Below are 13,810 nucleotides of genomic sequence, written 5' to 3'. Positions count from 1 at the left end.
CTTGCTGTGGGGGTCAAGATACTAAAAGGAGTGGGAAGTGTAAAAGTGAGACTTTCTGAAAAGATCTTAATTCCCGTTGCTACCACTTTTTCAGCCTTTTTGAGCTCTCTTTTGGGAATTGGTGGAGGAATCGTTATTAATTCTCTTCTCTTTTCTTTTTCAAAAATCAAAGCAGATAAGATAGTAGCACTGGCCTCGGTAGTTTCTTTTTTCAATGCTTTATTTGGTTCTTTAATGTACATGATGTTTCCTTCAGTAGAGCTTCTTAGCTGGCAAATAGGATATGTTTATCTTCCTGCTGTTATTCTTGTATCTCTTGGAGCTATTCCTGGAAGTAGAGTTGGATTGTCGTTACTTGCCAAACTGAGTCAACGGTCGTTAAAAAAGCTTTTCGCTATTTTACTTATTATTATTGCCATTAAGATTCTTTTTGTTTGAGAAACCTTTCTTTTTTCTAAAAGTTTTATTATATTTCCCCTCTGAAAACTCACCGGATTGGACTCCAGGGGGGGTGCCCATCACGGGTTCCTCTGGAGGAGGAAAATCCGGGAGGCAAAACCAACTTTAAAGGAGGAGATATGTCTGAGGAAATCAAAAAGACACAGGAACAAGAGGTAAACGAAACACAAGCACAGGAACAAGAAGTGCAGGAGGCAAAAGAAACTCAAGAAAACAGCCAAGAAACATTTAAGCCAAGACCTCCTGGACAAAGAGTCACAATGAAGGAGCTTCTTGAAGCTGGGGTTCACTTTGGTCACCAAAAGGAAAGATGGAACCCCAAGATGAAAAAGTTCATCTTTACAGAACGTAACGGTATCCACATTATTGACCTTCAGCAAACTCTTAAGTACTTTGAACGAGCTTACGATTATGTTGCAGACCTTGTTGCAAATGGAGGAACAATTCTTTTTGTTTGTACAAAGAAGCAAGGTCAGGACATAGTTAAAGAGGAAGCTGAAAGATGCGGAATGTTCTACGTTAATAAAAGATGGCTTGGTGGAACTCTTACAAACTTCCAAACTATTAAAAAGAGCATTTTTAAGTTAAAGATGCTTAAGAAAATGGAAGAGGAAGGTGTATTCGAGAGACTTCCTAAAAAAGAAGCTATGAAGCTTAAGAGGAAGAAGGAGAAACTCGAGAAGTACATAGGTGGTATTGAGAATATGAACAGACTTCCTGATGCTCTATTTATTGTTGATATCGTTAGAGAAGAAAATGCTGTAAGAGAAGCAAGAAAAGCTGGAGTTCCTGTAGTTGCTCTTGTTGATACAAATGCAGACCCAGATCTTGTAGACATTCCAATTCCTGCAAACGATGATGCTATTAGAGCTATTAGACTTTTAACATCCAGAATTGCTGACGCTGTTCTTGAAGGAAAGATGAAAAGAGAAGCTATCAAGCTTGCTGAAGGTGAAGAGGCTGAGGTTGATTTCGTTCCTGAAGAGTAACGTAAAATTTTTAGGAGGTAAAAAATGGCTGAAATAACAACTCAGATGATAAAGGAGTTAAGAGAAAAAACAGGAGCTGGAATTGTTGACTGTAAAAAGGCCCTTCAAGAAGCTAATGGAGATATGGAAAAGGCAGTTGAAATCCTAAGAAAAAAGGGTGCAGCTAAGGCAGCTAAAAAGGCAGACAGAGCTACAGCTGAAGGTATCGTTGTTTCTTATATCCATGCTGGTGGAAAAGTTGGGGCCTTAGTAGAGATCAACTGTGAGACAGATTTCGTAGCAAGAACAGAGGACTTTAAGACTCTTGGACACGAAATTGCTATGCAAGTAGCTGCAATGGCTCCTGAGTATTTAAGCAAGGAAGATGTTCCAGCTGAGGTTATCGAGAAAGAAAAGGAAATTCTCAAGCAGCAGGCACTTAGTGAAGGAAAGCCTGAGCATATTGTTGAAAAGATAGTTGAAGGAAGACTTAATAAGTTCTACTCTGAAAAGTGTCTTCTAGAACAGCCTTGGATTAAGGACGACAGCAAAACAATTGCTGATCTTGTAAGGGAGTACATTACCAAGCTTGGAGAAAATATCAAAGTTAAAAGATTTTGTAGATTTGAAGTAGGTAAGTAATCACTAACCTTATGTTAAAATAGACCCCCGTCCTTATGGGCGGGGTGTTATAACAAAAATGTTTGAAGGCTTGGGGAAATGGGACTAAAGTATAAAAGAGTTCTTCTTAAACTTAGTGGTGAAGCCCTTCAAGGATCAAAATCTTATGGAATAGATCCTGAGTTCTTAAGAAGACTTGCTCAGGAGATAAAAAGAGTTGTTGATCTTGGCGTAGAAATAGCGATTGTTATAGGTGGTGGAAATATATTTAGAGGCGTTTCTGGCGCAACCCAAGGAATGGATAGAGCCACTGCTGACTATATGGGGATGCTTGCAACAGTTATAAATGCTTTGGCTCTTCAAGATGCTCTTGAAAAGGAAGGGCTTCATACAAGAGTTTTAACAGCAATTGAAATGAGAGAAATAGCAGAACCATATATAAGAAGAAGGGCAATTAGGCACTTAGAAAAAGGAAGAGTTGTTATCTTTGGGGCTGGGACCGGAAATCCTTTCTTTACGACTGATACAGCAGCTGCTCTTCGAGCTGCCGAAATAAACGCTGATGTGCTTTTAAAAGCTACAAAAGTAGATGGAATATATACTGCTGATCCTGAAAAAGATAAAAATGCGAAAAAACTTGACAAACTTTCTTATAAAGAAGTAATTACAAATGGAATAAAAGTAATGGATTCTGCTGCTGTTAGCTTGTGTATGGAAAATAGAATACCTATCATTGTTTTTGATGTAAGAAAACCTGGAAATCTTGAAAAGGTTGTTAAAGGTGAATCTATAGGATCTCTTGTTGAGGGAGAGCAGCTATGATACAGGAACTATTAAAAGATGCGGATAAAAGAATGCAAAAAGCTGTAGAAGTTCTTAAAGGCGAGTTTGCGGGTCTTAGAACTGGAAGAGCTTCTACAGTACTTGTAGAGGACATAAAAGTTGACTACTACGGTAGTCCTATGACCATTAAACAAATAGCTCAAATCTCTATTCCCGAGCCTAACCAGATTATGATTCAACCTTGGGATGTTTCTGTTATTCCTAACATAGAAAAGGCTATTAGAGATTCAGATTTAGGGGCTCAGCCTCAAAGGGATGGAAACATCATAAGAATTATTCTTCCACCTCTTACAGAGGAAAGAAGAAGAGAACTTGTTAAAAAGGCTGGGAAACTTGCAGAACAAGCGAAAATTGCTGTTAGAAACATCCGTCATGAGGTAATGAAAGAGCTTGATAAATTAAAGAAAGAAGGTGGGTATTCTGAGGACGACATTAAAAGAGCAAAGGATGAACTCCAAAAGATAACGGATAAACATACAAAGAAGATAGACGAACTCCTCCAGAAAAAGGAGGAGGAAATTCTCACAGTCTAAGGAGGTGAAAAATGGCTCACAAGATTGATCCAGAACTCTGTATCGGTTGTGGAGCGTGCGCTTCTGTATGTCCAACAAACTGCATTCATCCAACAGATGATGGCAAGTACTACATCGTTGCAGAAGACTGCATCGACTGTGGTGCTTGCGTAGAAGTTTGCCCAACAGACGCGATCTCTGCAGAATAGTATTTGGGGGCTTAATGCCCCCTTCATAAAAACTCTCCATAATTTCTATTCAAAAAAACTTTCCAAGAACCTCCTTCCTTTCACAAAAATAAACTCCTTCTAAACTTGTAAATTCTGAAAATTTCAATAAATTTCTTTTCCAGAGATTAAATTTTTTTGGAGGAAGTATGTCCGCAGAAGTAATCAAAAAAGCATCAGAACTAGCTCAAGCTATAGCTCAATCTGAAGAACTAGCGAGTTTAAGAGCTGCAGAAGCAAAGCTTCAAATGAACGAAGAAGCTATGGAACTTTTGCACGAAGTACAAAGACTTCAGCAAATGGCTCAAATGGCTCAAACTCCTGAAGCTATGCAAAAGCTTGAAGAGGCTTTCAAGAAATTTTCTGAAAATGAAATAGCAAAGGAGTATTTAGAGGCAAGCCAAAGATTTAATCAAATGATAGAAACCGTTAACCATCTTCTACAAGAAGCTATTGAAGGTCCAAAATCACATGGACATGGTTGTTCTGGCTGCTCCGGTTGTGGAGTATAGATATTAATCCCCCCTTTCGGGGGATATAATTATTTCTTACCTTGAACAGTTTCTTTACAAAAGATAAACCTTCCACAGTAAGGACACTTACTAACACCTGCTTTTAGGTTGGAACGCAGCTCTTTATATTCAGCACTTGAGTAAGTAATACCGCACCCTTCACAAGAACCTGAACTTATATCGGCAAAAACAAGTCCGTGAAATTTTTCTTTTAATTTTTCAAACTTAGAAAGTTCTTCAGGTTCAATGGAGGATTTTATGTCTTCTATTTCTTTTTTAACATCTTCAATCTTTCTATTATAGGTAGAGATTTCAGCATCAATCTCAGAAATCTTCTCGGAAATTTCCATGAGTTCTGGCTTAAATTGTTCCTTTACTTTGGCATATGCCTCTTTAAGTGCTTCTACTTCTGTTTCAATACCTGTAATTTTCTGTTTTGTTTTGATTATCTCGTCTTCACTTTTTGCAATTGCTCTTAAGATTTTCTTGTATTCTTCCCTACTCTTTACACTATCTTTTTGTTTTTTTAACTCTTCTATTCTCTCTTCTTTGTACCTAATAAAGTCCTTTAGTTCTCTAAGCTCATTCTTCTTCTCTTCAAGTTTTAACTTGGCGCTTTCAATTTTCTTTTCAATGTCTTCTATTTCTTCTTGTAGTTTCTTCTTTTCTTCCTGCAATTCTTTTTTTCTAGTTTCTAGTCTTAAAAGTTCTATTTCTTTCTTTTGAAGTTCAAGAAGTTCTTCTCTTAGCATCCTTAGATTACCTCATAGGGGGATTTTTCCTCTAAGACAATAAATTCAACTTCTTTAAAAGTTTCCTTAAGAACATTAATAAGTTTCTTGAAAAAGAGTCTTTCTGTTCCAAAGTGTCCCATATCAAAAACCGTAAGTCCAAGATCAATAGCTTTCAAAGCGTCGTGGTATTTAATATCTCCGGTGATATAAACATCTACCTTGCCTGCAACAAGCTCTATAAAGGAAGCTCCGCTTCCTGAACAGATAGCAACTTTTTCTACTCTTTCGTTCATCTTAGGGTTGATGCATCTGAAAACATCGAGAGGTAGAAAAGACTTTAATCTTTCAAAAAGTTCCTTTTGGGAAAAAGGAGACTTCAGAGAACCGGTAATACCGTATGGCGGTTTATCTAATATTGCTCCTTCAACTTTTATGTCAAGGTATTCTGCAATTATTTTTGTTGGTCCAAGTTCTGAAACATCAAGATTGGTATGAAGGGAATATACAGCTATGTCGTGTTTTATAAGTTCCAAAAGGAGAAAAGCTGGATATGAAAAGTTGTTTATAGACTTTAGTCCTGAGACAGTTAAAGGGTGATGGGTAATAATCAGGTCTATTTCTTTTTTCCTGGCTTCCTCGATTACACTTTTGGAAACAGAAAGAGAAAATCCTACTTTCTTTATTTCTTTATTTTGATCACCAACTTGAAGACCGCAGTTATCCCAACTATCCTGAAGGTCAAGAGGGATTAGCTTTTCTAAGAAAGACATTAAATCACTTAGTCTAGTCATTGCTTCCTCCAAAGAAGTGGTAGAATTCTACAAAATTTCGCTAAGGAGACAATATGGCTTATAGGGATTTAAGAGACTTTATTGAAAAATTAAAGAAAGAAGGGGAACTAAAAGAGATTGACTATCCTGTTAGTTCCTACCTTGAGATAACAGAAATTGCTGATAGAGTTGTTAAGGCTGGAGGTCCAGCACTCCTTTTTAAGAACGTTGATGGTGGAAATATTCCAGTTGCAATAAATCTTTTTGCAAGTTACAAGAGAATGGCAATGGCTTTGGAAGATGACCCGGATAATATTGGGAAGAGACTTGCTAAGTTCCTGAAACCAGAAAAACCGTCTGGATTTATAGATAAACTGAAAAAGTTAATAGAACTAAAGAAACTTTCTGATGTTTTTCCAAAACTTGTTGATAAGAAGAAAGCTCCGTGTAAAGAAATAGTAATGGATGAGCCTGACTTATCAAAGTTTCCAATCCTTTTCTGTTGGCCAAGGGATGGTGGAAGGTTCATTACTCTTCCCCTTGTTTTTACGAAAGACCCAGAAACCGGAGAAAGAAACTGTGGAATGTATAGACTTCACGTTTACAGTAAGAACACAACAGGTATGCATTGGCACTGGCACAAAGTTGGTGCGAAGCACTTTTTGAAAGCAAAAAGAATGGGAATAAAGAAGTTTCCGGTAGCCGTCGCAATTGGATGCGACCCGGCCGTAATCTACTCTGCTACTGCTCCTTTGCCTGAAGATGTAGATGAAATGGTCTTTGCAGGGTTTTTAAGAGGAAAACCTGTTGATATGGTGAAGTGTGAAACGGTTGATTTGGAGGTTCCGGCAAACGCCGAGATAGTCCTTGAAGGTTATGTGGATACTGAAGAACTTAGGTTTGAAGGACCGTTTGGAGACCATACTGGATACTATTCACTGCCAGATTTCTATCCTGTTTTTCACATTACTTGCATTACACATAGAAAAAATCCTATCTACCCGGCAACGATAGTTGGGAAGCCCCCTATGGAAGACTGTTATATCGGAAAGGCTACAGAAAGGATTTTCCTCTATCTTCTAAGAACCCAGCTTCCCGAGATTGTGGATATGAGCCTACCTATTGAAGGGGTATTCCACAACTTTGCTTTTATTTCCATAGACAAACGTTATCCTGGACACGCAAGGAAGGTGATTTCCGCCCTTTGGGGAATGGGACAGATGAGTTTTACGAAGAACATAGTCATTTTTGATAAAGACACAAATGTTCACGATATCGGAGAGGTAATCTGGAGATGGGGAAATAACGTTGATCCTAGAAGGGATATTATGTTTACAGACGGTCCTGTTGACGCTCTTGATCACACCTCTCCGCTTCCGTTTTATGGAAGCAAGATGGGAGTTGATGCAACAAGAAAATGGGCTTCGGAAGGTTTCAGTAGAGACTGGCCACCTGATATAGAGATGGACAAAGAAGTTAAGGAGAAGATTGATAAGATCTGGGACAAGCTTGGACTTCCGAAAAAGGAAGAGAGTTCCAATCCTTGGAGCTGGGGAGTGTAAAGCTTGCTTTTAGAAATTTATTGCTATAAACTTTCACATCGCAAAAACTTTGGGTGGAGGATTTGGTATGCCAAATAAAAAATCTGCAAAAAAGAGACTTCGTCAAAATATTAAAAGAAGAGAAAGAAATAGATACTATGTGAGAAGGATGAAGACAGAAGCTAAGAAGGTTCTTGAGGCTGTAGCTGAGAAGAACCTTGAAAAAGCTAAAGAACAACTCAAAGTAGCTATGAAGTGGATTCAAAGGGCTGCTTCAAGAGGGGCTATCCATAAGAATGAAGCTGCAAGAAGACAGTCTAAAGTAGCAAAGGCTGTTGCCCAACTTGAAAGAGAGTTAGCTGCTCAAGGGGAATAATTAACTAAGATAAAACGGGCGCGCTGCTTGTCGCCCGTTTGTGTTTTTTAAAAACTAAAATCTATTTTCAAACGCTTCTATACTAAAACAAGCATCTCTGAACTGTCTTTTTATTTCCTTAAGTAGTTCCGGCTCTTTAATGGAGAAATTGTCTACTTTAAGTTTCCTATTAGCTATTTCTTCTTTGTATTCATCATCATAGTACTTCTTCTCTGGATAAAGGAATTTGTGTAATTGACTTAAAAATCTTTTCATTCTTGGATCTGTTTCAAGATAAGAAAGCTCAGGTGGCAGTTTACCGTACGCTCTAAAGTAATCAATGTAGTAAGCCTGTTCAAGTTTGTGAACTTCCTCTATAAAGATTTCAAGGAGGATTTTGAACTCTTTGGATTTCTTGTAGATTTTAGATTTAGCTATATAAAAAGGGACAAGACCTCTTGTAAGTATGAATAGCAGAGAGTCTGTAAAGCTTTCCCAATCAGAACTTGGATGGGGTGATATGATTGCGCTCTTTACTCCTTCTCCAAATGCACTTACGATAAACTTTATTCCTCGGTTTAGAGATTCAACCATGTTTGGTATTTCTACAGAGAGATTGGGAATCTTTAAAAAACAAACTGTTAGAAACGCAACTACTCTTGCAGTTGAAAGTCCTGAAACATCTGGATAACGAACAAACTCCTCAGGTGGTTCCATATAAGAAAGCCAATATCCTTCAACTTTTTTATTGTAAAAGTTAATTTCTTTTCCTTGAAGTTTTATAAGAGCATTTATTAACTCTTTCAAAAGTTCTTTTGTACTGTCGTTAATATACTCTCCTGTCTCCCGTATGAATTCTACAAGTTTACCAAGAGCTACAAATTCATTTTCTAAAATTTTTTCTTTACTTTCGTGTACCGTTTGAAAACGCAAAGTTAGATCTCTAATTAAATCTTTTAGATTTTGTTTTTTTACCATGTCTCCTCCTTACTACTGTATTTAAAAAAGCTTCTGGTAGAAAGTTTGCTTTTTTAAATTGTTTAAAAAGGTTTTCAAAATCATCTAGATCAAACTTACGGGCAAAACGAAAATTTTTTTGGGAGGGGAAATCTTCTAATAGTCCGGGAAATCCATCAAATAATATTAAAGGAGTTTTCTGTTTTTTTATTTCTAATCTCTTCTCTAATGCTTCTTCCCATAACTTTTCGAAAAATATCTTTTCTTTTTCACTATTCAACATGTCAAAAATTTCATAAAAGAATACTCTACGAAAAATAAAGTCAAGAAGTGCATATTTATTTTCTAAAAATAGATAGATTTCAGAAAGGGCCTGAATCATTAATTTCAGAGTTTCTTTTTTTCGGAAGTTGGTAGCAACGTAGTATGGTGTACATCCTAATATGTAAACTGCCATCATTTCTCTAAATTTTTCTGGTGTGTTTCCAAGAGGATCAGAAACCTTCCCTCTTACAGGAAGATAGAATAAACTTAAGAAAAAGGTGCTACCATCAATTACTTCTTCTGCTTTGGAAAGTTCCCTTAAAGCAGATGGAACTCTAACAGCTACTGTTGTTAAAAAACTGGCAATAGATGCTGTAGGCTCTACAACGGAAAAGTAATCGTTTTCTTGTTCATCTACTGTCCAAAAGAAGCATTCTATATTATCTCTTGTAGTAAATGAGAAAAATTCTATGTAATCTTGTTTTATTTGACTTACCCATTTACTTTCCTTCTCATGTTTAGCATTTTTTACAATCTTATTTACAAGCTCTAAAAGAAGTTTAAAGTTATTATCGGTAAGGAAAATTTTTCCTTCTCTTAGTAGAAAAGAAAGTTCGTTAAAAACAGTAAATTCTTCTTCATAACTGCGATTTAATCTTTTTTCAGATTTAAGTTCTTCAAGAACAGAAATAGCTTTTTTTAGAACTTCTCCAGTTTGATCGTTTTTAACTTTGTCGATAAAATTCTCTACATCAGTAGTAGAGTACGCTTTACTATCATGAATTCTTACAAGATGTTTTTGAAACTCTAAGATTTCTTTTGATTTTTTACTTAAGTTTGGAAGTTCTTGTAGTTTTCTTAGGAATTTTTCTGCTTTTTCAAATTTTTCTACTCTTCTTGCTATATCAATGAGTAATAAAATTTCTTCTTCATCATTCTCACAAAAAGACTGTGAAGTATCTCCCTCTTCTTTTCGTTTTCTTGCCTTTTCAAGCAAGAAAAGGGCACGTTCTCTACATTTTCTTGTAGTGAAACTTTTTAATTTGCTATTTGAAGATTCACAGACCCAAGCTGCTTGAAGGGCATAGAGACCAGCTGATGCAAAGTCCCCTAATTTTTCATCTATTAATGAAGCACAAAGAAAGTGGTTAGCTTCTTGAGGAAAGATTTTAGAATTAAGTTGTTTTCTATATTCTTTTGAATAAACTACTCCTGAAATGATTTCTTCTCTCGTTTTCTCTTTCTTTTCTTCAGTTTTTATTCCAAGGAAAATTGAAAGATCAATATCAATAGAAATTTTTTCCTCACCTCTAAATAAAGTTTTTCCTATTTTGGAACTGCAATATCCGCAGAAAGGACAACGTTCAACCGAAGCGATTTCAAGTATTTCTTGGTAGAAACCGTCTAAGGCTACTCTTGGAATGTATATTCCCTTGTAGCCAGTTCTTTTAAAGAAAACCTTACGTCCACAATTTCTACATTCAACAACTTCTACCCATGTTGTAATTGTGCTCATACTCGACTACCCCTTACGTTTTTCTTTATTTTAAAAGCTTTAATAGGAACAATTTGTTCCTGTTTTATTTTTACATTTTACCTTAGAGAAAAGGTCTTTGACAAAAGGATAAGGAAGTTTTTAGAAACAATTATTTAGGAGGATGGTATGTGGAAAATACTTAAGGAAGCTTTTTCTGCTGTAAAGAGGAATGATCTTGAGAGTTTAAAGAAAGTCTTTATTGTCCAAAAGGGAGGAAAGGATATTCGTTATAGATTTTCCTTACTTTACCGTAAGAATGAAAATGGAAATACGATACTCCATCTTGCTGCTTTGGTGGGAAAAAAGGAAGTATGTTCATTTTTAGCTTCTGTTTTTGAGAAGTTATGGGATTCAATAGAGTTGGAAGGTATTGAGGATATAGAGGATCTTCTTTTTGAATATTCTGAGGAAAAGGAGAAGAAGAAGAAGAGAAGATTGCAAAAGAGGTTGTTAAATAAAAGAGGTGTTCCTCCTCACTATCTTGCTGTAATAGCTGGAAATAAGGATTTTCTCTCAGCATTTTGGGATATTTATCCAATTATGGAGATAAGTGATGAGTTTGAAAATTCTCTTCTTCATGTAGCTGTTAAGAGTGGAAATATTGAAATTGTTAAGTTCATCTTAAGTCGTTGTCCTAGTATGGTAAATGCTACCAATATTGAAGGAAACACTCCTTTACATGTAGCAGTAAGTTGTGGAAATCTTGAAGTTATTAAATTGCTTTTAGATTCAGGGGCAGATAAGAATATAGAAAATGAACATGGTTTAACTCCTTCTAAGTTAGCAAGATTTTTAGGTTATGAAGAGATAGCTAAGTTAATAGAAGAATTTGAGATCTCTGAGAAAGAAGAGGAAGAAGAAATTTGTGTTGTTGTTGTTAATAGTGAAGGTAATGGTTCTTTAGTTAGAGGAATAACTCCGGAAATGTTTATACAAATTTGTGAACAATCAAAGAATACTAAATTGTATCGAGATCTTGAAAAACTAATTAGTGAAGCTAGAGAAGATGCCCGTAAATATGAAGAAGAATTCCGTAAATGGTTGGAATTGTAGTTTAAAAAAATAAAAAGGGAGGTGTTGTTATGTTCCAAGAAAGAAGATTTGTTGATGTTATTCTTCCTAAAAATTCTTTTAGAGTTATATTGGATGCTCCTCATGCTGCGAGTCCAAAAAGAGAATACTACACTGGTGCGATAGTTTCTGGAGTTGCCTTAAGGTGCGGAGTCGGTGGTGTTATTAGTAGAGTTTCAAGAATGATAGCGGATTTAAACAGGGGAATCGATTATTCTCCTGAACTTGGAACACAGGATCTACAAAGAAAAGCGATTAAAGAACACTTTAAAAGCATGGAAGATATCCTTCGACATATTAGTTGTATAGATGGAGGAAGAGTTACTCAACCCGTTTTATTAGTTGCTGTTCATGGTGTTAAGGATGAAAATGCAGAAAGACACAGTTGTGATGTAATAGTTGGAACATGTCATTTAGGAGTTTGTTCTGAGGAAGTAAGAGATTGGCTTGTTGATATGTTTAGTTCTCTTTTAGAAAAGCAAAAAGTACCTAGTAGGGTAAAGTGTGAAGTTCCAGAGTACTCAGGGCATCCTTCTCTTATAGAGTTTAGGAATATTTTTGGGGAGAAATTCAATGTTATTCAGCTTGAACTTTCTAAAAAATTGAGAACCGAGTTTAGAGAGGAAGTGATAGAGAGTTTATTGATAATTTGTAAATCGTTTGGAAAGTATTTTTAGGGGGAGAAATGGAAGAGAAAAAATATTTACTTTTCGTTTATGGAACTTTAAAGAAAGGTTTCTGGAATCACCATTTTCTTCAGAATGAAAAATTTGTTGGAAAAGCTGAAACGAAAGAGAAATATGCTATGTACGTTACGAGAATACCTTTTGTTGTAAAAAATGAGAAAGTTTCTACCATAAAAGGTAAAGTTTATGAGGTTTCAAAAGAAACTCTTAAAGAAATAGATAGGTTAGAAGGACACCCTGAGTGGTATAAAAGAGAGTTAGTTCCTGTAGTTGTTTCAGTTAATGGGAAAAAGAAAGAAGTGAAAGCTTATGTCTATTTTTCCCTCGATCCTCGTGGTGTAATAAAAGAAGACGGTATTTTTTAGCTTAGGATAGCTTCTATTTCTCTTTCTATTTTCTCTCGTATTCTCTTTTTTAAGTATCTTGTTTGTATATCAAGATTTTTCTCGTTGCTGAAAACCTCATCTTCGATTAGCTCTTTTAGTCCAAGTCCTAATGCTGCTAACTTTTTTTGTCTGCTAATAACCCAGACTTTCTTGCCGGGAGGAGGAAACTCTGGATAAAGAAGAATTCCTAAGGGAATTTCTATATTTTTCCTTTCCGGTAGAACGTACATGTATGTAATGACTTGAAACCTATCAGATTGAGAAACTCCTCTGTTTTCCGAAGAAGTATTAGTAGGAAATTTCCACTTGGTGTCTATGACTATGTGTTTTCTTTTTTCTAATGGCCATAGAATATCAGGTTTTAGGGAGAAATCTTCGTCTATTTTTTCTTCGGTTTGGGATAAACAACCTGATAAAGAGGAAGCTACAAATTTTTCAAATAGTTTGTTCATATCATAGAGAAAAACAAAAGAGTTTCCTTGTGAACCGGTTATGTTGTTTCCGGAGAAGAAGAATTTTGCAAATTGGATTACTGGCTGATAGTGGTCATTCATCCTGTTAAGATGAATTTTCTTTAAATCTTCTACTATATTTTTTGAACTTTCTACACCAATGTTTCGTAGGTATAGGGAAATTCTTCCAGCGAGATTTTTTATTCTTGAGTTGCTGAATTTTACAGCTACAAATTCTACAAATCTTGATAAGACACGGTTAATAAGAATATTACTCGTAAGAACTTCTTTTTCTATCTCAAATCTGTCTTTCTGAAAAGGGAACTTTAAAAGTGTCTGCGATAGTAATAACTTTCCATTTAGACTTCTCAAAGATAGTTTCTTTCTTAAATAGTCTTTGTATATTCCTGGCTGAATGATCTTTTTCTCGATATAGTTCAAAACCATGAGTATTAATATCTCAAGAAATGGAATGTTGAAATCAGTTTTTTCTGAATGAAAACTTCCTCCCGATGAGGGTCTTTTTGCTAAATCCAAAAATTCATAAAACAGAATTGTCAGTAATTTCCTTGCTTGGTAAATCTCTGTGTTTCCTTCATTGTGTCTATAGATTTTGGGTAGAATTTCTATAACTTTTCCAGTTGATAAGAGTATTAAACCAACGTATTGACTTAATTTAATCTTATCGCCTTCTTTTTGAAAATAAAATTTTCCTTCCTGATTTATGATTGATAACTCTTCGATTTCTTCTTTGGTTAACTCATGTCTATTTAAATAATCGTATTCAAATCTAGTTATTGGATTGGACATTACCTCTGCTGTGTCCAAAAAAGAGATATGAGGTAAAATACCTAACATGAGCAGGGACTGGAAGAAGTACAACAGAGAGCTAGTGAGAAGAGGAGAAATCCTAAT

Annotated in this window: 17 protein-coding genes; 12 read left to right on the top strand and 5 right to left on the bottom strand. The window is 35.6% G+C overall.

All coding sequences use genetic code 11. The features are described from left to right. The 7 genes from ABGX27_05605 to ABGX27_05575 form a co-directional block, all read left to right on the top strand. Nucleotides 1–438: sulfite exporter TauE/SafE family protein (locus tag ABGX27_05605; GenBank protein ID MEO2068970.1), on the top strand; the 438-nt coding region annotated here is incomplete at its 5' end. A gap of 281 nt (nucleotides 439–719) precedes the next feature. Next, nucleotides 720–1,448, top strand: coding sequence for a 30S ribosomal protein S2 (gene rpsB / locus ABGX27_05600; protein ID MEO2068969.1), 729 nt, complete (start codon nucleotides 720–722; stop codon nucleotides 1,446–1,448). Nucleotides 1,449–1,472: 24 nt separating this feature from the next. Next, nucleotides 1,473–2,069, top strand: a complete 597-nt coding sequence (gene tsf, locus ABGX27_05595) for a translation elongation factor Ts (GenBank protein MEO2068968.1) — start codon at nucleotides 1,473–1,475, stop codon at nucleotides 2,067–2,069. A 78-nt stretch (nucleotides 2,070–2,147) separates the two neighbouring features. Then, a complete protein-coding gene (gene pyrH, locus ABGX27_05590) occupies nucleotides 2,148–2,870 on the top strand; it encodes a UMP kinase (protein ID MEO2068967.1) in 723 nt (240 codons plus the stop codon). Continuing rightward, nucleotides 2,867–3,424, top strand: coding sequence for a ribosome recycling factor (gene frr / locus ABGX27_05585; protein ID MEO2068966.1), 558 nt, complete (start codon nucleotides 2,867–2,869; stop codon nucleotides 3,422–3,424). Before pyrH ends, frr begins: the two co-directional genes overlap by 4 nt. An 11-nt stretch (nucleotides 3,425–3,435) precedes the next feature. Beyond that, nucleotides 3,436–3,612 (top strand): 4Fe-4S binding protein, encoded by a 177-nt coding sequence (locus tag ABGX27_05580; GenBank protein MEO2068965.1) that lies wholly within the window; start codon nucleotides 3,436–3,438, stop codon nucleotides 3,610–3,612. A 167-nt stretch (nucleotides 3,613–3,779) separates the two neighbouring features. Further along, the gene (locus ABGX27_05575) at nucleotides 3,780–4,142 is read left to right on the top strand and encodes a YlbF family regulator (GenBank protein ID MEO2068964.1); all 363 of its coding nucleotides are present in this window, start codon (nucleotides 3,780–3,782) and stop codon (nucleotides 4,140–4,142) included. A 29-nt stretch (nucleotides 4,143–4,171) separates the two neighbouring features. Here the strand turns inward: ABGX27_05575 and ABGX27_05570 are convergent, their stop codons facing one another. Together ABGX27_05570 and ABGX27_05565 are read right to left on the bottom strand one after the other, a co-directional pair. Then, a complete protein-coding gene (locus ABGX27_05570) occupies nucleotides 4,172–4,894 on the bottom strand; it encodes a C4-type zinc ribbon domain-containing protein (protein MEO2068963.1) in 723 nt (240 codons plus the stop codon). 2 nt (nucleotides 4,895–4,896) lie between these two features. Beyond that, nucleotides 4,897–5,667 (bottom strand): Nif3-like dinuclear metal center hexameric protein, encoded by a 771-nt coding sequence (locus tag ABGX27_05565; protein ID MEO2068962.1) that lies wholly within the window; start codon nucleotides 5,665–5,667, stop codon nucleotides 4,897–4,899. Between the two features lie 53 nt (nucleotides 5,668–5,720). Between ABGX27_05565 and ABGX27_05560 the strand changes: the two genes are divergently transcribed. Beyond that, complete coding sequence (locus ABGX27_05560) at nucleotides 5,721–7,208, top strand: menaquinone biosynthesis decarboxylase (protein ID MEO2068961.1); 1,488 nt, start codon at nucleotides 5,721–5,723, stop codon at nucleotides 7,206–7,208. 67 nt (nucleotides 7,209–7,275) lie between these two features. Continuing rightward, nucleotides 7,276–7,563, top strand: coding sequence for a 30S ribosomal protein S20 (gene rpsT, locus ABGX27_05555; protein ID MEO2068960.1), 288 nt, complete (start codon nucleotides 7,276–7,278; stop codon nucleotides 7,561–7,563). Nucleotides 7,564–7,617: 54 nt separating this feature from the next. Here the strand turns inward: rpsT and ABGX27_05550 are convergent, their stop codons facing one another. Further along, entirely contained in the window at nucleotides 7,618–8,520 is a 903-nt protein-coding gene (locus ABGX27_05550; protein MEO2068959.1) for a hypothetical protein, read from the bottom strand. Continuing rightward, the gene (locus tag ABGX27_05545; protein MEO2068958.1) at nucleotides 8,486–10,279 is read right to left on the bottom strand and encodes a hypothetical protein; all 1,794 of its coding nucleotides are present in this window, start codon (nucleotides 10,277–10,279) and stop codon (nucleotides 8,486–8,488) included. The genes ABGX27_05550 and ABGX27_05545 overlap by 35 nt, the downstream gene beginning before the upstream one ends. Before the next feature lie 147 nt (nucleotides 10,280–10,426). Here ABGX27_05545 and ABGX27_05540 point away from each other — a divergent pair, with 147 nt between their 5' ends. The 3 genes from ABGX27_05540 to ABGX27_05530 are packed head-to-tail and all read left to right on the top strand — an operon-like array spanning nucleotide 10,427 to nucleotide 12,422. Then, nucleotides 10,427–11,353: an ankyrin repeat domain-containing protein gene (locus ABGX27_05540; GenBank protein ID MEO2068957.1), complete on the top strand. Its 927-nt coding sequence runs from the start codon at nucleotides 10,427–10,429 to the stop codon at nucleotides 11,351–11,353. Nucleotides 11,354–11,382: 29 nt separating this feature from the next. Beyond that, entirely contained in the window at nucleotides 11,383–12,048 is a 666-nt protein-coding gene (locus ABGX27_05535) for a hypothetical protein (protein ID MEO2068956.1), read from the top strand. A gap of 8 nt (nucleotides 12,049–12,056) precedes the next feature. After that, nucleotides 12,057–12,422 carry a gamma-glutamylcyclotransferase gene (locus ABGX27_05530; GenBank protein ID MEO2068955.1) on the top strand — a complete coding sequence of 122 codons (366 nt, stop codon included), beginning with the start codon at nucleotides 12,057–12,059 and terminating at the stop codon, nucleotides 12,420–12,422. Here ABGX27_05530 and ABGX27_05525 read toward each other — a convergent pair. Beyond that, nucleotides 12,419–13,723 (bottom strand): hypothetical protein, encoded by a 1,305-nt coding sequence (locus tag ABGX27_05525; GenBank protein MEO2068954.1) that lies wholly within the window; start codon nucleotides 13,721–13,723, stop codon nucleotides 12,419–12,421. The genes ABGX27_05530 and ABGX27_05525 overlap by 4 nt on opposite strands. Nucleotides 13,724–13,810 lie beyond the last annotated feature (87 nt).

This window comes from Desulfurobacteriaceae bacterium, from assembly GCA_039832905.1.
Taxonomy (GTDB): Bacteria; Aquificota; Aquificia; order Desulfurobacteriales; family Desulfurobacteriaceae; genus Desulfurobacterium.
The sequence above is the reverse complement of the archived record's forward strand: the minus strand, read 5'-3'. Positions and strand labels throughout refer to the sequence as shown.

Coding starts and splice junctions, on each gene's coding strand:
- pyrH (MEO2068967.1), top strand. CDS start 2,148: ATGGGACTAAAGTATAAAAGAGTTCTTCTTAAACTTAGTGGTGAAGCC.
- ABGX27_05560 (MEO2068961.1), top strand. CDS start 5,721: ATGGCTTATAGGGATTTAAGAGACTTTATTGAAAAATTAAAGAAAGAA.
- rpsB (MEO2068969.1), top strand. CDS start 720: ATGAAGGAGCTTCTTGAAGCTGGGGTTCACTTTGGTCACCAAAAGGAA.
- ABGX27_05540 (MEO2068957.1), top strand. CDS start 10,427: ATGTGGAAAATACTTAAGGAAGCTTTTTCTGCTGTAAAGAGGAATGAT.
- tsf (MEO2068968.1), top strand. CDS start 1,473: ATGGCTGAAATAACAACTCAGATGATAAAGGAGTTAAGAGAAAAAACA.
- ABGX27_05535 (MEO2068956.1), top strand. CDS start 11,383: ATGTTCCAAGAAAGAAGATTTGTTGATGTTATTCTTCCTAAAAATTCT.
- ABGX27_05575 (MEO2068964.1), top strand. CDS start 3,780: ATGTCCGCAGAAGTAATCAAAAAAGCATCAGAACTAGCTCAAGCTATA.
- ABGX27_05580 (MEO2068965.1), top strand. CDS start 3,436: ATGGCTCACAAGATTGATCCAGAACTCTGTATCGGTTGTGGAGCGTGC.
- ABGX27_05545 (MEO2068958.1), bottom strand. CDS start 10,279: ATGAGCACAATTACAACATGGGTAGAAGTTGTTGAATGTAGAAATTGT.
- frr (MEO2068966.1), top strand. CDS start 2,867: ATGATACAGGAACTATTAAAAGATGCGGATAAAAGAATGCAAAAAGCT.
- ABGX27_05565 (MEO2068962.1), bottom strand. CDS start 5,667: ATGACTAGACTAAGTGATTTAATGTCTTTCTTAGAAAAGCTAATCCCT.
- rpsT (MEO2068960.1), top strand. CDS start 7,276: ATGCCAAATAAAAAATCTGCAAAAAAGAGACTTCGTCAAAATATTAAA.
- ABGX27_05570 (MEO2068963.1), bottom strand. CDS start 4,894: ATGCTAAGAGAAGAACTTCTTGAACTTCAAAAGAAAGAAATAGAACTT.
- ABGX27_05550 (MEO2068959.1), bottom strand. CDS start 8,520: ATGGTAAAAAAACAAAATCTAAAAGATTTAATTAGAGATCTAACTTTG.
- ABGX27_05530 (MEO2068955.1), top strand. CDS start 12,057: ATGGAAGAGAAAAAATATTTACTTTTCGTTTATGGAACTTTAAAGAAA.